This is a genomic window from Rhizobium sp. CFBP 8752, from assembly GCF_014842035.1.
Lineage (GTDB): Bacteria > Pseudomonadota > Alphaproteobacteria > Rhizobiales > Rhizobiaceae > Neorhizobium > Neorhizobium soli.
In genome coordinates, this window is record NZ_JACYUZ010000001.1 from 1,857,474 (window position 1) to 1,879,699 (window position 22,226).

The 22,226-nt window shown below is 58.7% G+C and carries 22 protein-coding genes and 2 tRNA genes; 11 read left to right on the top strand and 13 right to left on the bottom strand.

What is annotated here, in order from left to right; all coding sequences use genetic code 11:
- Positions 1-24: 24 nt before the first annotated feature.
- Both argS and IFT59_RS08945 read right to left on the bottom strand, forming a co-directional pair.
- A complete protein-coding gene (gene argS / locus IFT59_RS08940) occupies positions 25-1,782 on the bottom strand; it encodes an arginine--tRNA ligase (RefSeq protein ID WP_192086656.1) in 1,758 nt (585 codons plus the stop codon).
- 64 nt (positions 1,783-1,846) lie between these two features.
- Positions 1,847-3,067 (bottom strand): deoxyguanosinetriphosphate triphosphohydrolase, encoded by a 1,221-nt coding sequence (locus IFT59_RS08945; RefSeq protein ID WP_192076813.1) that lies wholly within the window; start codon positions 3,065-3,067, stop codon positions 1,847-1,849.
- 186 nt (positions 3,068-3,253) lie between these two features.
- On the opposite strand from IFT59_RS08945, the gene erpA reads away from it, so the two are divergent.
- Complete coding sequence (gene erpA, locus IFT59_RS08950; protein ID WP_062580337.1) at positions 3,254-3,583, top strand: iron-sulfur cluster insertion protein ErpA; 330 nt, start codon at positions 3,254-3,256, stop codon at positions 3,581-3,583.
- Positions 3,584-3,678: 95 nt separating this feature from the next.
- Entirely contained in the window at positions 3,679-4,488 is an 810-nt protein-coding gene (gene xth, locus IFT59_RS08955; protein ID WP_192086657.1) for an exodeoxyribonuclease III, read from the top strand.
- A 55-nt stretch (positions 4,489-4,543) separates the two neighbouring features.
- Here the strand turns inward: xth and exoR are convergent, their stop codons facing one another.
- The 6 genes from exoR to IFT59_RS08985 all read right to left on the bottom strand — a co-directional run bounded on the left by exoR (position 4,544) and on the right by IFT59_RS08985 (position 12,631).
- Positions 4,544-5,338: an exopolysaccharide production regulator ExoR gene (exoR, locus tag IFT59_RS08960; protein ID WP_062457569.1), complete on the bottom strand. Its 795-nt coding sequence runs from the start codon at positions 5,336-5,338 to the stop codon at positions 4,544-4,546.
- Positions 5,339-5,813: 475 nt separating this feature from the next.
- Positions 5,814-7,049 carry an OmpP1/FadL family transporter gene (locus IFT59_RS08965; RefSeq protein WP_092662102.1) on the bottom strand — a complete coding sequence of 412 codons (1,236 nt, stop codon included), beginning with the start codon at positions 7,047-7,049 and terminating at the stop codon, positions 5,814-5,816.
- 376 nt (positions 7,050-7,425) lie between these two features.
- Positions 7,426-10,341, bottom strand: coding sequence for a valine--tRNA ligase (locus IFT59_RS08970; protein WP_192086658.1), 2,916 nt, complete (start codon positions 10,339-10,341; stop codon positions 7,426-7,428).
- Positions 10,342-10,461: 120 nt separating this feature from the next.
- Complete coding sequence (locus tag IFT59_RS08975) at positions 10,462-11,412, bottom strand: DUF2497 domain-containing protein (protein WP_192086659.1); 951 nt, start codon at positions 11,410-11,412, stop codon at positions 10,462-10,464.
- 241 nt (positions 11,413-11,653) lie between these two features.
- Positions 11,654-12,301, bottom strand: coding sequence for a protein-L-isoaspartate O-methyltransferase family protein (locus IFT59_RS08980; RefSeq protein WP_192086660.1), 648 nt, complete (start codon positions 12,299-12,301; stop codon positions 11,654-11,656).
- Positions 12,302-12,433: 132 nt separating this feature from the next.
- Positions 12,434-12,631, bottom strand: a complete 198-nt coding sequence (locus IFT59_RS08985) for a hypothetical protein (protein WP_062457584.1) — start codon at positions 12,629-12,631, stop codon at positions 12,434-12,436.
- A 307-nt stretch (positions 12,632-12,938) separates the two neighbouring features.
- Between IFT59_RS08985 and IFT59_RS08990 the strand changes: the two genes are divergently transcribed.
- A tRNA-Cys gene (locus IFT59_RS08990) sits at positions 12,939-13,012 on the top strand.
- Between the two features lie 194 nt (positions 13,013-13,206).
- Here the strand turns inward: IFT59_RS08990 and IFT59_RS08995 are convergent.
- A complete protein-coding gene (locus IFT59_RS08995) occupies positions 13,207-13,395 on the bottom strand; it encodes a hypothetical protein (protein WP_062580327.1) in 189 nt (62 codons plus the stop codon).
- Between the two features lie 139 nt (positions 13,396-13,534).
- Positions 13,535-14,230, bottom strand: coding sequence for a hypothetical protein (locus tag IFT59_RS09000; RefSeq protein WP_139283852.1), 696 nt, complete (start codon positions 14,228-14,230; stop codon positions 13,535-13,537).
- Between the two features lie 308 nt (positions 14,231-14,538).
- Between IFT59_RS09000 and IFT59_RS09005 the strand changes: the two genes are divergently transcribed.
- Both IFT59_RS09005 and IFT59_RS09010 read left to right on the top strand, forming a co-directional pair.
- Complete coding sequence (locus tag IFT59_RS09005; protein ID WP_192086661.1) at positions 14,539-14,715, top strand: hypothetical protein; 177 nt, start codon at positions 14,539-14,541, stop codon at positions 14,713-14,715.
- An 808-nt stretch (positions 14,716-15,523) separates the two neighbouring features.
- A complete protein-coding gene (locus IFT59_RS09010) occupies positions 15,524-16,165 on the top strand; it encodes an exopolysaccharide biosynthesis protein (RefSeq protein WP_062580325.1) in 642 nt (213 codons plus the stop codon).
- Positions 16,166-16,228: 63 nt separating this feature from the next.
- On the opposite strand, the gene IFT59_RS09015 is transcribed toward IFT59_RS09010, so the two are convergent.
- On the bottom strand, positions 16,229-16,492 hold the full coding sequence (locus tag IFT59_RS09015) for a PGPGW domain-containing protein (RefSeq protein WP_062457597.1): 264 nt from the start codon (positions 16,490-16,492) through the stop codon (positions 16,229-16,231).
- A 181-nt stretch (positions 16,493-16,673) separates the two neighbouring features.
- Here IFT59_RS09015 and IFT59_RS09020 point away from each other — a divergent pair.
- Positions 16,674-16,748 (top strand) — tRNA-Asn (locus tag IFT59_RS09020).
- A gap of 230 nt (positions 16,749-16,978) precedes the next feature.
- On the opposite strand, the gene IFT59_RS09025 is transcribed toward IFT59_RS09020, so the two are convergent.
- On the bottom strand, positions 16,979-17,263 hold the full coding sequence (locus IFT59_RS09025; RefSeq protein WP_156461830.1) for a hypothetical protein: 285 nt from the start codon (positions 17,261-17,263) through the stop codon (positions 16,979-16,981).
- A 330-nt stretch (positions 17,264-17,593) separates the two neighbouring features.
- Between IFT59_RS09025 and IFT59_RS09030 the strand changes: the two genes are divergently transcribed.
- The gene (locus IFT59_RS09030) at positions 17,594-17,836 is read left to right on the top strand and encodes a DUF982 domain-containing protein (RefSeq protein WP_062457603.1); all 243 of its coding nucleotides are present in this window, start codon (positions 17,594-17,596) and stop codon (positions 17,834-17,836) included.
- Between the two features lie 83 nt (positions 17,837-17,919).
- On the opposite strand, the gene IFT59_RS09035 is transcribed toward IFT59_RS09030, so the two are convergent.
- Positions 17,920-18,471, bottom strand: coding sequence for a cupin domain-containing protein (locus tag IFT59_RS09035; protein WP_245341494.1), 552 nt, complete (start codon positions 18,469-18,471; stop codon positions 17,920-17,922).
- 401 nt (positions 18,472-18,872) lie between these two features.
- On the opposite strand from IFT59_RS09035, the gene IFT59_RS09040 reads away from it, so the two are divergent.
- The 4 genes from IFT59_RS09040 (at position 18,873) to IFT59_RS09055 (ending at position 22,180) form a co-directional block, all read left to right on the top strand.
- Entirely contained in the window at positions 18,873-19,910 is a 1,038-nt protein-coding gene (locus IFT59_RS09040; protein WP_192086663.1) for a cysteine synthase A, read from the top strand.
- A 24-nt stretch (positions 19,911-19,934) separates the two neighbouring features.
- Positions 19,935-20,672, top strand: a complete 738-nt coding sequence (locus IFT59_RS09045) for an alanyl-tRNA editing protein (RefSeq protein WP_192086664.1) — start codon at positions 19,935-19,937, stop codon at positions 20,670-20,672.
- Positions 20,673-20,738: 66 nt separating this feature from the next.
- A complete protein-coding gene (gene sseA, locus IFT59_RS09050) occupies positions 20,739-21,620 on the top strand; it encodes a 3-mercaptopyruvate sulfurtransferase (RefSeq protein WP_192086665.1) in 882 nt (293 codons plus the stop codon).
- Between the two features lie 2 nt (positions 21,621-21,622).
- Entirely contained in the window at positions 21,623-22,180 is a 558-nt protein-coding gene (locus IFT59_RS09055) for a GNAT family N-acetyltransferase (protein ID WP_192086666.1), read from the top strand.
- The last annotated feature ends 46 nt before the right edge of the window (positions 22,181-22,226 follow it).

Consider the following 22,226-nt stretch of genomic DNA (forward strand, 5'->3'; position numbering starts at 1 on the left):
CAATGTGGGGAAATGAGGGCGTTTCTACCGCATTTCCTCAGGTGCCGCTGTACCTGTGATTGCAAGTCCCGACTTCAGGACACAGGCGACTGCGTGCACCAGTCCAAGCCTGGCAATGCTCAATTGTCGGTTTTTATCGTTAACAAACCGTAATTCCGGTTGGTCCTTGCCCTTATTCCAGTGAGCATGGAAGAAACTGGCCAGATCATAGAGGTAAAATGCGAGCCTGTGCGGCTCCTGGGCCAGAGCTGCAGCTTCGACGATTCGCGGATATTCCGCAAGCTTCGCGACCAGCTGAAGCTCGCTCTTGTCGGTGATTTCGCCAATGTTTTCAGCGAAATCGAGCGTCTCGGTATCCAGACCCGGAAACGCCTCCCTTGCCTGGCGGAAGATCGACATGCAGCGGGCGTGGGCATACTGGACATAAAAGACAGGGTTGTCTTTCGACTGCTCGGTCACCTTGGCAAAATCGAAATCGAGCGGCTCCGAGCTCTTCCGGTAGAGCATCATGAAGCGGACTGAGTCGCGACCGACCTCGTCCACGACGTCACGTAGCGTCACGAAGTCGCCGGAGCGCTTCGACATCTTGACCGGCTCGCCGTTACGGTAAAGCTTGACGAGCTGGCAGAGAAGAACAGTGAGCTTTGACTTGCCTTCGGAGACGGCGCGCGCCACGGCCTCGAGCCGCTTGACGTAGCCACCGTGGTCGGCACCGAGCACGTAGATCATCTCATCGTAGCCGCGGTCGAACTTGTCCTTGAAATAGGCAACGTCGGCGGCGAAATAGGTGTAGCTGCCGTCCGACTTGATCAGCGGGCGATCGATATCGTCGCCGACTTCGGTGGAGCGGAACAGCGTCTGGTCGCGGTCTTCCCAGTCTTCGGGAAGCTGACCCTTCGGCGGAGGCAGCTTGCCCTTGTAGACATGGCCCTTGAACGTCAGATCGTTGATCGCCGCACGGATGCGCTGCGCGCCGTCCGCATGCAGCGTGCGCTCGGAATAGAACACGTCGTGATGCACATTGAGGGCTTCGAGATCTTCGCGGATCATGGCCATCATCGCGTCGATGGCCTTCTCCTTGACGATCGGCATCCACTCGTCTTCGGGCATGGCATGCAGCCGGGGACCGTATTCAGCTGCCAGAGCCTGCCCGACCGGGACGAGGTAGTCGCCCGGATAGAGGCCAGCCGGAATCTCGCCGACTGCTTCGCCCAACGCCTCGCGGTACCGGATGAAGACCGAGCGGGCCAAAACGTCGATCTGGCTCCCAGCGTCGTTGATGTAGTATTCCTTGGTGACGTCATAGCCGGCAAAGGCCATCAGGTTGGCGAGCGCATCGCCCACGACAGCGCCGCGGCAATGACCGACATGCATCGGCCCCGTCGGATTGGCCGAGACATACTCGACGTTTGCCTTGCGACCGGCGCCGACATCCGAGCGGCCGTAGTCCGTCCCTTGCGCAATCATCTTGGCGAGCATCTGCTGCCAGTATCCGGTGGAAAGCCTGATATTGATGAAGCCGGGACCGGCAACGGAGACTTCCGAAATATCCGCGTCGCCACGCAACGCTTCGGCGATGATCTCGGCGAGCGCGCGCGGGTTGGTGCCGAGAGGCTTGGCAAGCACCATCGCTGCATTGGTCGCGACGTCGCCATGGCTCTGATCGCGCGGAGGCTCGACCGTAAGGCGTCCGAAATCAACCGCACTTCGATTTTCTCGAATGATTTCGAGAGTTTCTAGCGCGTTCTTAATTCTATTGTCGAATTCGGCAAAAAGATTCATATGTCTACATCCGCTCAAAGTGTTTTTGGGCGGGCCCCTCGAAGCCATTGGTGTCGGGCAGGCCCTAGCGCAAATCAGGAGTCTGGTCAAACAACTCGGCATGGACGCGGGTTGCGTAGGTGTCGGTCATACCGGCAAGATAATCTGCAACGTGGCGCGCACGGGCCGCCTCCGGGACGCCGTTCATCTGCTTGACCCAGTAGTGGCCTTTCATCAGCGCCGGGTCGTCCATGTAGCGATGGAACAGGTCGACGACGATCTGCGAGGCGCCGGCCCGGATGCGCATGATTTCGGGGTGCCGGTAGATCCGGGAGAACAGCACTCGTTTGATCTGCTTGTCGGTCTGCGCCATCTCGTTGGAGAAGGTCGAGATCACCCTTCCCGCCATGCGCACATCTTGTGCGCTCTCGGGTGCAAGCTCTCTAAGGTTCTTCTGGGAGACCGCGATAACGTCCTCGACCATGTGGGTGATCTGGCGGCGCGTCACTTCGTAGGCAAAGCGGGTCGGGTCCAGATTGGGGTATTTCGTCCTCACTTCCTGCATCAGTCCGGCGAGGAACGGCACCTCCTCCAGCATATCGAAAGTGAGCAGGCCAGAGCGAAGCCCGTCGTCGATATCGTGGGTGTTGTAGGCAATGTCGTCGGAAATCGCCGCGACCTGGGCCTCCAGGCTGGCATAGCTCGAAAGCTCGAGATCGTGCAGGAGGCAGTAGTCGCGGATCGGCTGCGGCAAAGGACCGTGGGAGCCCTCGCTGCCGTCGGCCATCATCAAAGGGCCATTGTGCTTGACGAGACCCTCAAGCGTTTCCCATGTCAGGTTGAGACCGTCGAACTCCGCGTATCGCCGCTCAAGCTTGGTGACGATCCGCAGCGACTGTGCATTGTGGTCGAACCCGCCATAGGCCTTCATCAGCTCATCGAGCGCATCCTCACCCGTATGTCCGAAGGGGGTGTGGCCAAAATCGTGAACGAGCGCGACGCCCTCCGCCAGATCTTCATCCAGCTTCAGGGCACGGGCCAACGCGCGGGCCACCTGCGCCACTTCGATCGTATGGGTCAGCCGCGTTCTGTAATGGTCGCCGTCAGGACTGATAAACACCTGTGTTTTATGCTTGAGCCTGCGAAACGCCGTCGTATGGACGATACGGTCACGATCGCGCTGAAACTCCGAGCGCGTCAGGCTGCTCGCTTCGGGAAACAGGCGGCCCCGCGAGGCCCAGGGATTGGATGCATATAACGCTCGCTCGCCCCCACCGAAACCAAGTACCCCCGTATCGATCGCCATAACCGTCCTTAATGCCTCAAGCGTGCCTGCGTGTTGTCGTGTATGGGTACGCCCCATTGACGCGCCGTTCAGGTCTTCATACCTATAGTGTTGCCGTGTGCAACGGCAGTGACATCCATCTTCGAGTTATCAGGGTGCCTTTACCCAAGACTCACCGGGCCTTTACCCCGGCAGGAGACCATTGAAATGACGATGAACGTAACTCTCTCCGATGCTGCAGCCAAGCGGATCGCCCAAATCGTTGCGGCAGAATCCGAAAAGCAGTCTCTGCGTGTTTCTGTTGAAGGCGGCGGCTGCTCCGGTTTCTCCTACAAGTTCGACCTCGCGGGCGCGCCGGAAGCAGATGACGTGGTGATCGCCAACGGCGATGCCAAGGTGCTGATCGACAGCCTGTCCATCGTCTACATGGAAGGTTCAGAGATCGACTTTGTCGATAATCTGCTTGGCCAGTCATTCCAGATCAAGAATCCGAACGCGGTCGCAAGCTGCGGCTGCGGTACCAGCTTCTCCATCTAAGATCTTCCGGTCGTCCTGATCAGATTGCCACTCGACCCTTCCCATCAGCTTGTCTTTCGATAAAAGGATAGGCTGAAGACGGAAGGACGACTGCAATGAAGATTGCCACCTGGAACATCAACGGCGTCAAGGCGCGGATCGATAATCTGCGTCAATGGCTTGCCGACTCGTCGCCTGACATCGCCTGCCTCCAGGAGATCAAATCCGTCGACGAAGGCTTTCCGCGGCTAGAGATCGAATCGCTCGGCTATCATGTCGAGACACACGGCCAGAAGGGCTTCAACGGGGTGGCGATCCTGTCGAAGATAAAACCCGACGAAGTGATGCGCGGTCTACCCGGTGCCGTCGGTCCCGACGGACAAATTGACGAGCAATCGCGCTACATCGAATGCGTCTTTTCCGTTCAGGGCGGCGTGATCCGCGTCGCGTCGATCTACCTGCCCAACGGCAACCCGTCCGATGACCCGGTCAAGTACCCGTACAAGCTTGCCTGGATGGAACGGCTGCGGCTGCATGCCCAGCAATGTCTGGCACTCGAGGAGCCGCTGATACTTGCCGGCGACTACAACGTCATTCCCGAGCCGCACGATTGTTTCGATCCGGCCGCATGGGCGGCAGATGCGCTCTTCCTGCCGAAAACGAGGGCGGCATTCCGTGCGCTCGAAAATCTCGGCCTGACGGACGCCGTTCGCGCAACCACGGATGCCACCAAGCTCTATACGTTCTGGGATTATCAGGCGGGCGCCTGGCACAAGAACAACGGCATCCGCATCGATCATCTGATGCTGTCGCCGGAAGCTGCCGACCGGTTGAAGGCGACGGTCATCGAGAAGCATGTGCGCGGATGGGAAAAGCCGTCCGACCATGTCCCGGTCGCCGGGATTTTTGATTTCGCGCCAGTCTGAGCGATTATTGTCCCTGATCGTCCGGAACTAACAGGAAGCAGCGGACGCCGCTTCCTCAGTCCATACCCTTGGCAAACTCATGCGAAAGCGCGATCGCACCGCGACGGTCTTCCTCGCTTGCCATAGAAAAAGCCTGCTCCTGCAAGGGCTCCATCCAGATACAGTCCTTCGTGCTGCACTTGTCGAGTGCAGCCGTCAGGAAGGCGAGACCGCGGACCGTCTGTCCCTCGTCGAACAGGATGTTGCCGAAAACGGCCATGGCGCCCGGATGGCCGCTCTTGCGGGCTTGGTTCAGCCACTTCTTCGCCTGCTGAAGGTTTGGCGATCCGCCCTCGCCTGCAAGAATCATCTTGGCAAGCTGGAACTGCGCCTCCGCGACACCGAAGGTCGAAGCGACCTGAAAATAGATCTGCCGCGCCTGGGCAAGATCGGGCTTCACCGGTGTATCGGGGATGCCGCGGCGATAGTAGGTCGCAAGCGACAGAAGCGCGTTGACAAAAAAGCCGGTATCTTCCGAGCCGGGTTCGACGCCCTGCGTGGCGATCTCGTTATAGATCTTGAACGCCTCGAGATCGTTCTTCGTGACGCCATCGCCGAAGGCGTACATGTTCGCCAATGCCCAGCGGGAACCAGTATGTCCCTTCTCGGCGGCATAGCGATACGCTTCGACCGCGTCTTCCTTCTGGCCGTTCTTGTAGGCCTTGAAGCCGAACTTGAAGAGGTCGAAGGGACCCGATTCCTTGGTCACGCCGGATTGGATGTCGAACGCAGCTGCCGAGCCCACCACAGCCGAGGTGAGCGACACGCCAAGAAGCAATACTTTCATGGACACAATGCCAAACTTCGACATGTTTCAGTTTCTTCCCATACACCCGGAAGTCATAGAGCTTGCCATCTCCGACCGATTACACGGCCTGATCAGCCAACCGGCGATCAGCGAGACGCCAGCTATCGCTGCCGTTCTAGAATGGAAACTGTACGTCCCGTTTTCGGCAAGAGTAGGACCTGCCGGCAAAACGCGCCGAAGTTGTGCGCGGCGATCCGATCCGCCTGCGACAACGCGGCCAAAGCCCCGTATTCTATTGAAAAACCCGCCCATGGTACTCCAATTCACACGCGCCGCCCCCGCGGTCCGTGTCCGTTATTCCTTTACCGCTGCTCCCTGTTTGTGGCGGGAAATGGACAAAATCTCCGTTGTTCGCCGACCCGCTCATCGTGGCACAAGACTGTTGCCAAATCGTCACAAATTCGGAGGGGTCGGCGAAAACGCGCCACAAACGAAAAAGCCCGGCTCGAACCGGGCTTTTGCTAATTAGTAACTGTTTTCAGAACTTTACCTTCAACGACGTAGAAAGTGCTGCAACCAGGTCGCTATCGTATTCGTAGCTCGCTTCGTCGCCGACGGGGATGCCGTCAATGGACGATGCGCTGGACTCGCCACCCGTCAGGATGCCGAGCACGCCGCCAAGGCGAATCTCGACGTGCTGGGTCGGGGCATAGGAAACGCCGGCGCTGAATAGCCAGGTATCTGTCTGCGTTCCGAATTCCTGCGATGTGCCACGATCCCAGGTGAGGCTCAGGGCCCCACTCCACTGTTCGTTGAACTTGTGACCGATGCCGCCGGTGATCGTCCAGCCGTCGCGATAGCCGAGATCGAGCGATGTGATCTCAACACCGTTGTTGTAGAAGGGAATGCGCTGCAACTGGCTCCAGTCGGTCCACTTGACCGAACCGAAAGCAAGCCAGTCCGGTGCGATACCCGACTGAAGCTTCAGCTCGAGGGCATCCGGCATAGCAGTCGAGCCTTCAACCGGCACGACGGTACCGGCGTAGACGCTGCCGACCGGGACCTGCGTCAGATCGACCGTACCGGTGACCTCGTCGAGCTTCACCTGGCTATAATACATCAGGCTCGCGCGGAATGCGTATTCCGGGATTTCGTAGGCCGCACCGGCACGCCAGCCCCAACCGTCGCCTTCCAGGTCCAGACGACCAACACCGCTGAACGCGAAGCCAAGCGCTTCAGGGGCGATCAACAGCCGTTCCTTGAAGCCATCCATGCGCAGATAGTTCGCGCCGCCGATCAGGCGAAGCTGGCCTGGGCCGGCATCGAAGCGGTAGGAACAGGTGGCTGCGTAGTTGTCGCTGTCGACCTTCGTCTCGATGTTGTCGTTGGCACCCGCCCAGTTGGCGCCGGGATTGGTATGCGCACCATAGGGCTGAGAATAATCGAACATGCAGTCGACGGAATCGCCGATACCCGCCTTGATGCCGATCCGCGGCGACCAGTAGCTCTCGCTGTCGTCAGCAGTGCTCGAATAGGAATAGCCGGGTGTCGTGCTGAGGTTGCCGTCCGGTCCGGTGATGGTGTCTTGCGCGTTCTTCAGCTTCCGCTGCGGCATGACGTAGGTTGCCGTCGCTTCGGCGGCATAGGGCGACCTGTCAAACAGAAGGTCGATATTGTATCCCCCACGTTCCAGTCCGCCCGCTAACGCTGGCGAATAAACGCTCCATCCAGCCATCAGAACAAAGGCGCCCTTGGCGATGTAATTGCTTTGCATCTCGTCTCCCACTCCCAGGCAAGTCATTGAGACAATTCTAAATACTCTGCCCAAAATAACAACTTTCGGCTGTCCCCGATCTTGCGCTGCAAAACGGTCGCTAATTTACGTAAGCGGAGGAACAATCGCCACCGAATCGGTGGTTGGGAACAAAATTACCTAATCTGGGGCCGTACCGTAGCTGGAATTAGAACACCATCCCGCATGGGCGCGGCGATGTGACAATGCGGCAACATTGCGGCTTTCTCCCGTTGTGCATGTGCACGCAAACGGAACTTCTGGATCGAAGCGCAGCGAAAAGCCGCGGTCACAGGACCGCGGCTTTCAGAGATTCGTTCGTTGGCGCCGGCCTAGAGCACGGCGGAGACCTTGGTCATCAGCCGGCTTCGATGACCCGCTGCAGAGCGATCTTGAGGCTTTCGAGCTGAACTTCCAGTTCGGCATGGCGCTCCCGGTCAGCCGCAACCACGTCCGGATCGGCATTGGCAATGAACTTCTCGTTGGAGAGCTTCTTGCCGAGACGGTCCTTTTCCTGCTCGTTCTTGACGATCGCCTTCTCGATTCGGGCCTTCTCCGTGCCGAGATCGATCAGGTTGCCGAGCGGCAGGCAGGCCGTCGCCTCGCCGACGATGATCTGTGCCGCACCCTTCGGGGCGACGTCAGCTGTCGAGATGCTCTCGACACGCGCGAGCCGGCAGATTGCCGCCTCGTGACGCGCGAGCCGCGACGAGGTGACCGCATTGGCACCAACCATGATGAGCGGTGCTGTCGCCGATGGCGGGACGTTCATTTCGGACCGTGCAGAGCGGAGACCGGATACCAGATCGACAAGCCAGTTGATCTCGTCGGCAGCGTCAGCGTCCGCAAAACCGGAGACCGGCCACTCGCCATGGGCGAGCAATCCGTCACGGGCTGCCGTGTGAGCCCAGAGCTCCTCGGTCATGAACGGCATGAACGGGTGGAGAAGCGCGTAGCTCTGCTCCAGGACATAGGCCATGCAGGCCTGCGCCTCGGCCTTGGCGGCTTCATCCTCGCCCATGAAGATCGGCTTCAACAGCTCGACATACCAATCGCAGACCTGGTTCCAGACGAAGCGGTAGAGCGATGCCGCAGCCTCGTTGAAGCGCTGCGTCTCGATCGCGGTGGTAACGTCAGAAACGGTCTTCGACAGTTCCGTGAGGATCCAGCGATTGACGGTCAGCTTCGCATTCTTTGGATCAAAGCCCGCATCACGCTTGACGCCGTTCATCTCCCCGAAGCGCGTTGCGTTCCAGACCTTGGTGCCGAAGTTGCGGTAGCCGGCGATACGGGCGGGGTCGAGTTTAACGTCGCGTCCCTGCGCCGCCATGATGGCGAGCGTGAAGCGCAGGGCATCGGCACCGTATTCGTCGATCAGGTCGAGCGGATCGATGACGTTGCCCTTCGACTTCGACATCTTCTGGCCGTTCTTGTCGCGGACCAGCGCGTGAACGTAGATGGTGTGGAACGGCTCGACAGGCTCGCCTTCCCCGTCCTTCATAAAATGCATGCCCATCATCATCATCCGGGCAACCCAGAAGAAGATGATGTCAAAACCGGTGACGAGAACGCTGGTCGGGTAATAGCGCTCCAGTTCCGGCGTCTTGTCCGGCCAGCCTAGCGTCGAGAAGGGCCACAGTGCCGACGAGAACCAGGTGTCGAGCACGTCCTCGTCGCGGATCAGGATCTCGCCAGGCTTGAAGTTCTCGAGCTTCTCCTGAACCCAGGCCTTCCATGGGCCTTCGTGTGCCAGATAATGCTGGATGGCCGCGTCGAGTGCTTCTTCCTCGGACTTTTCGACGAAGCACTGACCATCAGGACCATACCAGGCAGGAATCTGGTGTCCCCACCAGAGCTGGCGCGAAATGCACCAGGGCTCGATATTTTCCATCCAGTCGAAATAGGTCTTTTCCCAGTTCTTCGGGACGAAGCTGGTGCGGCCTTCGCGAACCGAAGCAATCGCCGGTTCGGCCAGCGTCTTGGCGTCGGCGAACCACTGATCGGTCAGCATCGGCTCGATGACGACGCCGGAGCGGTCGCCGAACGGCTGCATGATCTTCTTTGCCTCGACATACGGAATGTCGTTGCCCTCGCTGTCCTTGACGGTAACGGCAAGGCCTTCGGCATTGATCGTCTCGATGATCTTCTTGCGGGCGACCATGCGGTCGAGGCCGCGATACTCTTCCGGAACCAGATTGATCTCGTCGATATCGGCTTCGCCCGGCAGTTCGCCGGACTTGGCTATCTCCAGCGCCTTGGCCGCATAGACAGAATAAGCGTCGCCATCGTCGCGCATCGAGGCGGTGGTATCCATCAGGCGATAGAGCGGGATCTTGTTGCGCTTGGCGACCTGGTAGTCGTTGAAGTCATGCGCGCCGGTGATCTTGACCGCGCCCGAGCCGAAATCCGGTTCCGGATATTCGTCAGCGATGATCGGGATCAGGCGGCGATGCTCCTTCGGGCCGACAGGGATTTCGCACAGCTTGCCGATGATCGGCGCATAGCGCTCGTCCGACGGATGGACGGCAACCGCACCATCACCCAGCATGGTTTCGGGACGCGTCGTGGCGATCGAGATATAATTGCGCTCTTCGGAAAGCACGATATTCCCGTCCGCATCCTTCTCGACATAGGTATAGGTCTCGCCGCCGGCCAGCGGGTATTTGAAGTGCCACATGTGGCCTTCGACTTCCCTGGACTCGACTTCAAGATCGGAGATCGCCGTTTCGAACTTCGGATCCCAGTTGACCAGCCGCTTGCCGCGGTAGATCAGGCCTTCCTTGTAGAGCGTGACGAAGACTTCGAGAACGGCCTTGGACAGACCCTCGTCCATCGTAAACCGTTCGCGTGACCAGTCGCAGGATGCGCCAAGGCGCTTCAACTGGTTGAAGATCAGGCCACCCGACTCTTCCTTCCATTCCCAGACGCGCTCGACAAAGGCCTCGCGGCCCATCTCGCGGCGGCCGGGAAGCTTTCGCTCGGCCAGCTGGCGCTCGACAACCATCTGGGTGGCAATGCCCGCGTGGTCCATGCCCGGCTGCCACAGCACGTCCTTGCCGCGCATGCGCTCGAAGCGGACCATGATATCCTGCAGCGTGTTGTTGAGCGCGTGCCCCATGTGCAGCGACCCGGTCACATTCGGCGGCGGAATGACGATGGTGAAGCTTTCCGCACCAGCCTTTGCGTTGGCACCGGCACGGAAGGCGTCCGCATCGTCCCAGGCTTTGGCGATCTTCGGTTCGACGGCGGCGGAATCGTAGGTCTTTTCGAGCATTTCCTGACCCGTTTTTCTTTTTGAATGAGATGGTGCGGTGTTAAAGACGTGGAGGCCGTGAAGTCAATAAAAAAGCCGCCCCGTGTGGAGCGGCCCTTGATGACAGGCATTGGAGGCGATTTAGCGACGCGGGCCGCGGGCAACGCGCTCGATTTCCTCGCGCACGAGACGTTCCACCAGTGTCGGCAGGTTGTCGTCCAGCCATTCCTGCAGCATCGGACGCAGCATTTCCTGCGCCATATCCTCGACAGAGCGACGCTCGAGCCCATCGAAGACGGCTGCAAGTTCGTTGAACGATTTTGTCACCTGCGCGCCCGCTTCGACCGAAAGGAGCGTTGCAGCGGCCTCCTCGATCATCGCCGGAAGATTTTCCTGCTGAGCCGGTTGCGCCTTCGGTGCCGCCTGCTCGACCGGCTCGGACATCTCCGGCTGCTGCGCGACTGCCGGTTGCGGCTTCAGCGCTGGAATGGGCGATGTTCCTGCAGGCTCGACGTCTTTCGCCATAGGGGTCTCGATCGGCTTGGATACCATTGCCGCAGGCCTTGTTTCGACAGGGGCGATGGTGTCACGCAGCGCGACGTCGGCAAAGGCCGAGATTGCAGCGGATGCCTTCTCGGCTGCGGGCATCGACAGGCGCGGCGCCGGTGCCGGGCGGCTCATCGCATTTTCCTGCTGGCGGGCCGAAGCGGCGCGGACGCGGGCCGCAACGTCGGCAAGCGAGAGCGAGCGCTCACCCGATGATGAAATCTCAGGGTCGACTGTCGATGCGGAAACAGGCTTGGGTGCGTCGTTTGCAGATGCGGGGGCGTAGGGTTCCGACTGGAACGGCATCGGGGCCGGTGAATGGGGACGAAGAGGAAGACCCGGGTCGTTTGCAGCGATGCCAGCGGCAAGATCGGACGCAAAGTCCGTATCGTCGATATCGTCGATCAGATCGTCATCCGCATAGGGCGAACGCGATGCCTGATCTGGTGAACCCTCGCCGACCGGCTCGTTGCTTTCGATGATCCGGCGGATCGAAGCCAGGATCTCTTCCATTGACGGTTCACGCGCTACACTTGGCTGAGCCATTTTCATCCCCGTTCTCGCCGACTGGGTGCCAGGTCGGCAGACGACCTCTTTTCAAAGGTCTGATTCGTTTTCACTTTACGAACCTCGTCTCGCGATACAACGACGGGCGCATCAACGACTCTAGCGATACACAGATTTGTTGCCGACGTGAATCCCCGCTGCCGATTTGTATCGCGCTGGAAAAACAAAAAGGAGGCCAAGGCCCCCTTTCTAAACTTCGCAAATCGTCAGCAAGCCGATTTTAGAATACGAAATCCTTCGCTCGGCGAAATCCCGGCAACGGTTTGATCGACGCGTTGAAGTGGGCGCTTTTTGACAGTGCACCCTGCTCTTTGACGAAGAGCGTCGCCTGCGCGGCATTTCCGTATCCGAGAACAGCGACCAGACGCCCGCCATCCTTCAACTGCGCACTAAGTTCAGCCGGCACGTCTTCGATCGAGCCAGCAATGAAGATGACATCGTAAGGGCCCTGATCCGAAACGCCTTTTTCCATGTCGCCCGTGACGACAGTCACGTTATGGGCGCCCGCGAGGTTGGCGATTGCCTGCTCGGCGAGCGCTTCATCGGATTCGATCGACACGACCGATTTCGCAAGAAGCGACAAAAGCGCAGAAATGTATCCGCTGCCTGTGCCGACCTCGAGCACCGTATCCGACTTGGTAATCGCAGCCAACTGCAAAAGCTTGGCCAGAGGCGAGGCTTCCATCAGGAAGCGACCGGGACAGATTTCAACATCGTTGTCGATATAGGCCAGTGACTTCGACTTGGCCGGAACAAAGTTTTCGCGCTGTACCGTGAGAAACGCCTGAAGCACGGAATGTGCCGTGACGTCTGTCGTGCGGATCTGGTTCTCGACCATCTTCACACGGGCTGCTTCGAAATCAATCATGTCACCTGCCTCACAGCGCCGGCGTACCGGCCAATCCTTCAGCCGTGTTACTTGCCTCTCGCTGCGCTTTCAAGATAGCGCGCGCATCGATTGGAAAAAACACGGTGATGCAGGCGCACGTGCAACTCTTGCTTAGTGCAGGATAAGGGTCGGAAGCTCGCGCTTCTTGGCGAGGACGACATCGTGTCCGTAGGATTTGCGCAGGCTGTGGCTGCGATCGAATGCCAACTGCTCGGCAGCACTCAGATGAAAGGCTCCATCTGCAAACGTGCCAGTCGCATCATCTTCGGTGACGGGTCTGTAGAGTGCGGTGATCAATCGGTTCAGCATTTTTCACTCCCTGGGCTTCGCTCACTAAAGTCGGAAGAGCTCGGTTCCGTTCCCCTGACCGCGAGGAATATTCGTGAAATATTTACCATAGGATCAACACAGCCAGATGACGCGAACACGCTGCATACAGCCTCCCCGCAAGGGTATCTTCCGAGGACGCCGCGTTTTGCGGGCGCTCTTCATCACCGGTACAGACAGGCGCCGCTGATGAAGTGGATAAAAACGTCGAGGATTGCACAGAAGGGTATTGCACCCATCGGAGATTCGTTCTAATTCGGCGCCACCACTCGCTTTTTTAGCACCGGATGGCCTCGTGGCGGAGTGGTGACGCAGAGGACTGCAAATCCTCGTACCCCGGTTCAATTCCGGGCGAGGCCTCCATCCCTTTCTTGATATATCGCAATGGGTTAGCATCGGCGTCAGCCGATCGACACGATATGTCCGATCGCAACCGGTCGCGCACATTCCTCGGTATTATTTAGGTATTGCGACTGGTGCACGAGAACGCCAGCGGATCGTCTTTCACGCCCGCCAGCCTTCCGCCAATTCGCGATTGGACCTGTCGTCTGTCCGGATCAGCCCACCGGCCGCACCAGTTCTTCGACCAAGCCACGATACGCCTCTGCGGCCAGTTCCAACTCCGCGATGAGGGTCTCGTTCGACGTCGTCTGCGTCCTGAACCCGCTCGTGGTCAGCCACTCAATGTCCGCACGAAGGATTTGGATAGTGTCTTTATAGCGTTGGACGCGATTTTCCGGCTGCATGTTCGGCTCCTGTGAACCGGAACAACTACCGCGCTTTGCGTTCGAGGCAATAAGCGGGATGCCAGAGACCGGACGTTTATCGGCACCGGTCGCTGGTTTGTGTCAAGAATGCAAGGATTGGGCGCGAAGCGTGATGATGTCAGAGAGCAGACGCCGCGGCGGGCTTGCGTCCCCTGGCTGCCGCGGAAAGATCGATGGAGCTTATAGTCGCCACCAGGAACATGACCGGAATGCCGAATTCCAGCACTTCTTCGACGATACCCAACAGAAGATTGGTGTGATCGCTGACAATGACGCCAAAAGGCGCAAGCTTGCGATCCAGCCCATCGATCGACTTGGACACAATGGCAAGACCGATCGCCGCGATGATGTTCCAAGCCCAGGACGCGCGATACCTGACGCCGGAGAGAAGCTCAGGGCCGTTGCGAACGATCAGCCGGAACGCGACGGTTGCCACGAACAGGATCACCAGAACGCCAAAGACGCGCTCGACAGGTTGCGCCATGTTCGTCAGGTAGAGGTTGCTCTTGAGCATGCCGACACTGGTCAGCCGCTTGTCGAGGTCGAGTTCTCGCCCCATCATCAACAGCATGATGGCCGCAACCTGCCAGTCCCGCCGCCATATGTCGCCGGTACGCGTCCACAGCCACACCATTGCGGTATAGGCGTAAAGAAGGGCCGTCGAAATCTCGAGCGCGCCGGTTTCCTTCGTCAGTGCTGTCGTAAAACCGTTACTCGCAAGGTCTATAGCGAACAGAACGGCAGCCCCGACCAATGCCAGTGTCAAAAGATACCAAGGACGGGAAGTAACAGCGTAGGCGTGGTGTGGGAGCATTTCGATTCTCAAAATTCATGTCGACGAGTGTGGATTGAGGGCGTGGACCGCTTAGCGGCCCGCTGACCGGTGCCGTGCGCGCCGATTCTGGATGAAAACGGTCTACTACTGGAGAAGCCGGTAGTCCATGTCTTTGACGGCGGACAGATTCTGCTAGGCCCCCGTTTCCAAGGAAACCGGCAAACCCGGAAAACTGTAGAGCAGTCCTTTACGCCGTTGATTTATTGCTTCTATTAGCAAAATTCCTTTACATTTCTGCAGGCGCGACTATTTCCGGCCCCTCACGGAATGATCGCAGCGAGGCCGATTTGAAGGATGATCCCGCCACACAACTCGCAGATATTGCGCGGCAACTCGCACTGCTTGCGGAGGCAGCCAAGGCATTGTCGCAGACGCCGCTGGTGGAACTGTCCGGTCAGCTTCTGCCGGCCGGCCGCGAGAAGCCGGACGAGCCCAAAACCCCTCTTCCAAACAACGTCAATTAGACTTGAACGACTCGTATCGGACAAGGCTTGCGCCCGTGGTCGCGTGATCACATGGTCGCGCAGCGGTATGGGGTCTGCGCGGGTGCCGAGAGAGCCCCGCCCATAGCATCGACACGATGCCGCAACATTTCACGATCGGGTCGTAACCAGATATTAACGTTCCTCCATAGGGCTGCGTTAAACTATTTGTCCTAGAAATAGGCAGACGGCGATGTTGCCGCCATACCCTTGTCAGAGGATCGCCATGACGGCGATGGTTCGATATGAAGCTCTCATCTTCCGACGCCGTCATGGCGTTCACGACTATTATATCCCTCGTCAGCATCATTTATGTGGGGCATCTTTTCGTTGCCCTGTTTTGACGGTCTCACCGAGACAAGCTGACTGACGGCTCTCCTCGTCCCCCACAAGCCGCACGCTCGCCCTGATCAACATTCTCGCTCACGGATCAAAATCGTGTTAGAGTGTCTGAAGTCAGGTGTGGGAGACATCTGGCGGCTTGGGTAACGGGAAGAGGAGACCGTTATGCAGTATCTCGATTTTGTAGCCGCGTTGAATCCATTCGTTTTGTGCACTCTTGCTGTCGTGGTGGCCTGCGGCCTCTACGACCGCTGGGCGCAACCGAAATAGTGGATTGCATGCGCAGCCGGGAAATCGCGACGCGTTGCTCGTGTCGATAACCGGTACATCTGGAGACGGCTTGATGGTCGACTGACGCGCCGCGCGTCGCGCGAGTTCGTTTTGTTGCCTTTGAGTTGCTTGTTTCTGCTGTTATTCAGACTGCATTTCTTATGATAGAGGTGCAGCTTTGCAGGATAACGCGGAATTCGAAGATACATCGGCAGGTCTCAGCGAAACGCTGAGGAAATTGATCGGTCGGATTGACGGCGGCACCGTGACGCTGCGTCAGTTGATGGATGGCGTCGGTGAACAGGGTCTTCTGCTGATCTGCGCGGTCACATCCCTCCCCTTTCTGCTGCCCGTTTCGATCCCGGGTGTTAGCACCGTGTTCGGCGCGGCCATCATAATGATCAGCATTGCTGTGGTGCTGAACCGGATGCCTTGGCTTCCTCGTGCGATTCTCGATCGGGAACTCGACAGCGCAAAGCTGGTGCCGACCCTTGAGAAAGGCGTGAAAATCGTCTCTAGGCTCGACAAATATCTGAAGCACCGCATGGCCGGCATCACGACCGGGCCCATTGCCAACAGGGTCAATGGCCTCGCAATCACGTTCGCCGGTGTGCTGCTGATGTTTCCGCTCGGCCTCATCCCCCTGTCCAATACGCTGCCCGGCATTGCTATTCTGCTTCTGTCGACAGGCATGGTTCAGCGGGATGGTCTCGTCGTTCTCGGCGGTTATTTCTTCAACCTTGCAACGATCGTCTATTTCGGGGCGCTTGCTTATGGCGCGTTCGCCGCCGGGCAGGGCCTGGCGTCACTCGCCGGATAAGACTCATCCCGGGAGAAGCTCTCGCACCAGGCGACAGCTTCTCCCGGTCTGGTTGACGTCATGTCATTTCCGAAGCGAAGCTGCTTGTTTCTCGCGGCGTCTGCGACCCCACCAGACTTCCAGACGACGACGACGACGTCTGACGAAAGCGAGATCCTGCGACAGGATCAAGATACCCAGCGGCACCATCCAGAAGCCTAGAATCGGCAGGAAGCCCAGAATGCCGCCGACGATAAGAACGGTTCCGATGCAGAGCCGCGCCACGCGCGAGCGCGGCATCGGAATGGACCGCCCTGCGATGAAGAGACGACCCTGCCCCGGATCCATTCCAAACCGCCTGCCTTTAGGTTTTTCCACCACGTATACGGCTCCAACTAAACGCTTTTTTGTAGGGGCGAGATGGGGATGCATGGGGATAAAACAAGCCGGACCTAATTTTTTTGAAAAAACCGCTTGGCAAATGCGTGAAGCATTTGTATTACCCCGCTCACACCGCAAGCGCGGTTGTTCCCTGGTAGCTCAGCGGTAGAGCATTCGACTGTTAATCGACAGGTCGCCGGTTCGAATCCGGCCCGGGGAGCCAAATTCTGCGATAAGCGCCTGTTTTTGTTGATCCGTATCCGAAGACAGGCGCTTTTCCACTTCCCCTATTTTGACAAAGCAAAAAATCACGTTGATGTCGCGAGAGGTTTCGCGTTCGGGGATGTGTAACACTGTTGCGTGCTGTTCCATTGCTAAAGAAGCAAGCCGGTCGCGATCCGCCCAGTTGCAACGTGAGTCTTCTGTTTGCTCGCGCTCATCTCAAAGTCGTCTTCACTTCTGATCCGAGGGTGCGGGCGTGCCGGGAAGCGCGTTTTCGCGGGATGGGGCAGCCGGCGTATCGTAATGCGTGCCCTGCGGATCGGGCGGCACACTGTTGGCGGTCGGAGCCTGCGTGACGCCGATGCTAACCGCGACGCCGACGGCGATCGCAACGGCCAAGCCGGCCAACGGAATCAGAGAGCGATGTCGGCTCTCCTTGTAGGAACCGTACGCAAGTGCGAGCCCAAGCATTGCTGCTCCGCCTGCGACGACGATAAACCACATGTAATTAGCCATTATTTTTCCTCCTGAAACCAGAACATGCGTATCTGGCCGAAGTTCCGCGTCCAGCGGAGACGCCAGAACCGGCGCGACTGTTGCCGGCAGATGCCGCGGACGTTGCGAGTGGCGACAGTTGGTCTCATGCCTTGAAGTGAGCACAGACTGGCTGATTCGATCGCGTACGTTGGGGCGGTGTCACGACGACCCGTCCCCGGACACAGTGCCCGGCGATGCCGGCCCTCAAATGCCCCCAACACACATCCGAACCCGGAAAATCCGCTTGTCCTAATGGAACATTGCGCTAGGCTGGAGGTAGAGGACAGTTGACTTAGGGAGGAGACAACTATGCCGCAGCCGAACTGGCAAAAACCGGTCAAAGTCGCGTTTGGGAATCTTGGGACCGAGGTAATCAATGGGCCATCCGAGGCCCTCATCCTGCTACTGGACCACTGGCCGGATCTTCGGGGTCCGCATTTCGTGCGGGCGCGCAGTGCCTGCCGGGCTGCGCTCGACGGCCGTCGTTCGCCGGAGGACGCACGACAGTTTTTCGAGCAGGCCGTGAGCGAAGCGCAAATGCACGTAAACTGATTGGTCTGACTGCTGCGTTTTCAGTTGTGGCCGATTGACGAATGGTTGGCAGCGGACCAACCATTCGATGACAGTGTTCGGCTTTAAAGTCCGATCATATCGCCCATGAGCTGGATCGGCGATCCGCTGAGAGCGATCGGTGCAAACAGGACGGAAAAGCAGACGCACGGCCCCGAATCACCAACGATCGGCCGGTGATCGAGCGTCTCGTCAGCGACCGATATGTCGCCCTGCGTGAAGTTTCCGCGGTGATCGTGGAATTCGCCTTCGATCACCAGCGTGAGTTCGAGACCGTTGTGGCCATGGTTTGGAAGTGCCCTCCCAGGACGGGCCCAGAGAAGACTTGCTTCCACGTCGGGCGACCGTTCGATAACATGCTCGCGCAGTCCCGGCAGCTTGCGCCGCCACGGAATAGAGGTCAGGTCCTTCCCCGTATAATCCCGCAACAGGGCCGGCAACTGGGAACCTTGCCCCGGTGGCAACACGCTCCATGCCGGCGGGTCCGATCTGACAATATCGCTGATGGCCCTGTCTCGAAATTCACGGGACAACGTCTCATCGCAGGTCATGTCTTCCAACCCATCGCCGGCCAGTCGTTGAAGGGCATCGACAAGCTGGGCATTGGGTTTCTGCATCTGCAGATGGGAACCTAACAAGACGTGGGCTGCCTTTGGCAGAGAGCCGGCTACGTATTGCGAGATCAGAAAATCGACTCTCTCAATATTCAGATGCATAAACTAAGCCGCAATCGTTGGCGTGAACGAAATTCAGTTCTCAAAATCAATGCCATCAGGTCGAATCGTCTGAAACCAAAACCGAGCGCTCCACTCTGCGTAGTGCAGGGCGAAGGATGTATTATACAGTTGCATCCGAGCCATGTCGATAAACCCGCCGGTATTGTCCGGTAGATGACAGTCCTCGGTATGCGGGGGCGATCCCATCGCGCGCGATGCGCGGAAAGGATTTTCTTGGCGCGGATGCCTTGCCCGCCGAATGCAGCCTGATTACATGATCCTTGAAAAAGAAGGCATTTCCCATGGCAATACAATCTTCTGTTCTCGACCTCATCGGCAATACGCCGCTCATCAGGCTGGCGTCTGCATCCGATGCAACCGGATGCGAAATTCTCGGCAAGGCCGAATTTCTCAATCCCGGTCAGTCGGTCAAGGATCGCGCAGCGCTCTATATCATTAGAGATGCCGAGAAGAAGGGGCTTCTGAAGCCGGGCGGAGTGATCGTCGAAGGGACCGCCGGCAATACCGGTATCGGTCTGACCCTGGTCGCAAAGGCATTGGGGTATCGAACCGTCATCGTCATTCCGGAGACCCAGAGCCAGGAGAAGAAGGACGCGCTGAGACTGATGGGCGCCGAGCTCGTGGAAGTACCAGCCGTTCCCTACAAGAACCCGAACAACTATGTGAAGGTTTCCGGTCGCCTTGCCGAGCAGCTTGCCAAGACGGAACCTGCGGGCGCGATCTGGGCGAATCAGTTCGACAATGTTGCCAACCGGCAGGCCCATATCGAGATGACGGGCCCGGAGATCTTCGAACAGACGGGCGGCAAGGTGGACGGCTTCGTCTGCGCAGTCGGCTCCGGCGGTACGCTGGTCGGTACAGCCATGGCGTTGCGGGCGCTTAAGCCCGGCGTCAAGATCGGCATCGCGGATCCGGAAGGCGCGGCACTCTATGAATTTTATGCGCACGGCGAGATGAGATCCGAGGGAAGTTCGATCACCGAGGGCATTGGTCAGGGACGTATCACCGCCAATCTTGAAGGGTTTGCGCCTGACTATTCCTATCGCATCTCGGACGCTGAAGCGCTGCCGATCGTGTTCGATCTGATTGAGAACGAGGGGCTTTGCCTCGGCGGCTCTTCCGGCATCAACATCGCGGGCGCGATGCGCCTGGCGAAGGATCTCGGCCCCGGCCATACGATCGTGACGATCCTTTGCGACTACGGCAACCGCTATCAGTCCAAACTTTTCAACCCGGATTTCCTGCAGTCCAAGGGCCTGCCGGTTCCGGGCTGGCTCACGAAGAAGACAAAGATCGATATTCCGTTCGAAACCGTCTGAAACCGACCGCAGAGAACAGAACCGATGGAAACCGAACTCCTCTATCGCGACGACTTCTATCTCTCGACACTGGAGGCGGTTGTTACCGTGATCCACGAGGATGGCGGCATCGAATTCGACCGCACCTGCTTCTATGCGACATCTGGAGGGCAACCTGGTGATACCGGCAGTCTGGAACGCGCCGACGGAACCAGTATCAAGCTTGGTCAGACACGGCACGGCGAGACGAAGGACATCGTCGTCCACGTTCCGCTGGAAGGCGAACCGCGGCCGACGGTCGGCGAAACTGTTGTCATGCATGTCGACTGGGACAGACGGCACAAGCTGATGCGGATGCATACGGCCTGCCACCTGCTGTCGGTCGTCTGCTCCTACCCGATCACCGGTGCCGCAGTTGGCGAAGACGAATCGCGTGTCGATTTCGACATGACGGCCGTGATCGACAAGGATGAGGTCACCGCCGGCTTGATGGATCTCGTTGCGCAGAACCATCCGGTCTACCTGCAATGGATCACCGACGCGGAACTGGCAGCCAATCCCGGCATCGTCAAATCGAAGAACGTCCGGCCGCCGGTCGGGCACGGACGCGTCAGCCTTGTCTGCATCGGCGAGGATTCGAGCGTTGACAGCCAGCCGTGCGGCGGCACACATGTTGCAAACACCGGGGAAGTGGGCGCTATCCACATTTCCAAAATCGAGAAAAAGGGCAAGGAAAATCGTCGCTTCCGGATCCGGTTCGGCGATATCGCCACGGATGCCTGAAGACACTCGTTTGTCCGGACCGGTTTCTCACCGAATACCGCGTTTTATCAAGGTAGGAGTTTTGACATGAGCGACACCAGCCGTTTCGTCGTTTCGTCCGAGTGGCTCGAAAACGAGCTCGGAAGCCCGGATTTGAGAATCGTCGACGCCTCCTTCTACCTGCCTGCCCACAACCGCGATGCAGATACCGAATATGCGGCAGGGCATATTCCCGGTGCCGTGCGTTTCGATCACGACAAAGTCGCGGATCATTCCACCGGTCTCCCGCATATGGTGCCCTCGCCCGATGTGTTTGCCGATGCTGTCGGCAAGCTCGGCATCAGCGAGAATGACCGCATCGTCATCTATGACGGTCCGGGCATCTTTTCTTCGCCGCGTGGCTGGTGGCTGTTCCGCATCATGGGTGCGAAACAGGTGTTTATCCTGGACGGTGGCCTCGATGGCTGGAAGGCGGAAGGGCGCGCGCTCGAAACCGAGATCCCCTCGCCGGTTGCGTCCATTTTCGATGCGGAGCTTCGCCTCGACAAGGTCATCGACTACCATCAGATGATGTCGATCGTCAGCGATCGTACAAGCCAGATTGCGGATGCACGGCCGGCCGGACGCTTTACCGGCACAGAGCCGGAACCCCGCGCTGGCATGCGCTCCGGTCATATGCCGGGTGCCGTCAACGCTCCCTCCAGCAGCTTTTCGACAAACGGCAAGCTGAAGACGATACCCGAACTGCGCCAGGCTATTGAAGCCGCGGGAATCGATTTGGGGCGCCCGGTCGTGACGAGCTGCGGTTCGGGCATTACCGCTGCGATCATCACGCTTGCGCTGGAATCGCTCGGGCATGAGGACAACGCGCTTTATGACGGGTCTTGGACGGAATGGGGCGGACGCTCGGACACGCCGATCGAGACAGGACCGGCTAAGCCTACCCCTGCAATCTCGTCGCAGGCGTAACGATGGCGAAAAAGCCCGTACCGCTGAAGGCGCGCGTCACCGTTCTGGAAATGACGGCCGCGCCCAAGACCAGCATACCGATTCCGGCCAACATTCAAACCGCCATCATACGCGCTACCGAAGTGCCGTTGCATTTCTACCGGTACCTATACCGCCAAGTCGGCAAACGCTGGCACTGGTACGATAGGCTGCGGCTGTCCGACGCCGAGCTTGCGGCCGCGATCCACAACCCGCGCTGTTCGATCACGATCCTTCTGGTCGACGGATCGCCGGCCGGCTTCTACGAGCTGAACTCTGCTGACGACAACGTCGTAGAGCTGTCCTATTTCGGCCTGTTCGAACGGGCCCTCGGGCTCGGCATCGGCAAGTGGTTCCTGACGCAAGCTCTTTATTCTGCGTGGCAGAACAACCCGGAGAAGGTCACCGTCACCACCAATTCGCTCGACCATCCCCGAGCGCTGCAGCTCTACCAGATGATGGGTTTTTCGCCCGTCTCGACATACGAGGCCGAGATCGTGCCGATGACCAGCGCGGAACTGGTAAAGGTGCTGGACAGCTAGCTCGCGCAAGGATCGGGTGGCGCTTCAAAGCCCGACGGGTCATCTC

Excerpts from the sequence above, each read along its gene's own strand:
- argS (WP_192086656.1), bottom strand. The coding sequence starts at position 1,782 with ATGAATCTTTTTGCCGAATTCGACAATAGAATTAAGAACGCGCTAGAA.
- IFT59_RS08945 (WP_192076813.1), bottom strand. The coding sequence starts at position 3,067 with ATGGCGATCGATACGGGGGTACTTGGTTTCGGTGGGGGCGAGCGAGCG.
- erpA (WP_062580337.1), top strand. The coding sequence starts at position 3,254 with ATGACGATGAACGTAACTCTCTCCGATGCTGCAGCCAAGCGGATCGCC.
- xth (WP_192086657.1), top strand. The coding sequence starts at position 3,679 with ATGAAGATTGCCACCTGGAACATCAACGGCGTCAAGGCGCGGATCGAT.
- exoR (WP_062457569.1), bottom strand. The coding sequence starts at position 5,338 with ATGTCGAAGTTTGGCATTGTGTCCATGAAAGTATTGCTTCTTGGCGTG.
- IFT59_RS08965 (WP_092662102.1), bottom strand. The coding sequence starts at position 7,049 with ATGCAAAGCAATTACATCGCCAAGGGCGCCTTTGTTCTGATGGCTGGA.
- IFT59_RS08970 (WP_192086658.1), bottom strand. The coding sequence starts at position 10,341 with ATGCTCGAAAAGACCTACGATTCCGCCGCCGTCGAACCGAAGATCGCC.
- IFT59_RS08975 (WP_192086659.1), bottom strand. The coding sequence starts at position 11,412 with ATGGCTCAGCCAAGTGTAGCGCGTGAACCGTCAATGGAAGAGATCCTG.
- IFT59_RS08980 (WP_192086660.1), bottom strand. The coding sequence starts at position 12,301 with ATGATTGATTTCGAAGCAGCCCGTGTGAAGATGGTCGAGAACCAGATC.
- IFT59_RS08985 (WP_062457584.1), bottom strand. The coding sequence starts at position 12,631 with ATGCTGAACCGATTGATCACCGCACTCTACAGACCCGTCACCGAAGAT.
- IFT59_RS08995 (WP_062580327.1), bottom strand. The coding sequence starts at position 13,395 with ATGCAGCCGGAAAATCGCGTCCAACGCTATAAAGACACTATCCAAATC.
- IFT59_RS09000 (WP_139283852.1), bottom strand. The coding sequence starts at position 14,230 with ATGCTCCCACACCACGCCTACGCTGTTACTTCCCGTCCTTGGTATCTT.
- IFT59_RS09015 (WP_062457597.1), bottom strand. The coding sequence starts at position 16,492 with ATGGATCCGGGGCAGGGTCGTCTCTTCATCGCAGGGCGGTCCATTCCG.
- IFT59_RS09025 (WP_156461830.1), bottom strand. The coding sequence starts at position 17,263 with ATGGCTAATTACATGTGGTTTATCGTCGTCGCAGGCGGAGCAGCAATG.
- IFT59_RS09030 (WP_062457603.1), top strand. The coding sequence starts at position 17,594 with ATGCCGCAGCCGAACTGGCAAAAACCGGTCAAAGTCGCGTTTGGGAAT.
- IFT59_RS09035 (WP_245341494.1), bottom strand. The coding sequence starts at position 18,471 with ATGCAGAAACCCAATGCCCAGCTTGTCGATGCCCTTCAACGACTGGCC.
- IFT59_RS09040 (WP_192086663.1), top strand. The coding sequence starts at position 18,873 with ATGGCAATACAATCTTCTGTTCTCGACCTCATCGGCAATACGCCGCTC.
- IFT59_RS09045 (WP_192086664.1), top strand. The coding sequence starts at position 19,935 with ATGGAAACCGAACTCCTCTATCGCGACGACTTCTATCTCTCGACACTG.
- sseA (WP_192086665.1), top strand. The coding sequence starts at position 20,739 with ATGAGCGACACCAGCCGTTTCGTCGTTTCGTCCGAGTGGCTCGAAAAC.
- IFT59_RS09055 (WP_192086666.1), top strand. The coding sequence starts at position 21,623 with ATGGCGAAAAAGCCCGTACCGCTGAAGGCGCGCGTCACCGTTCTGGAA.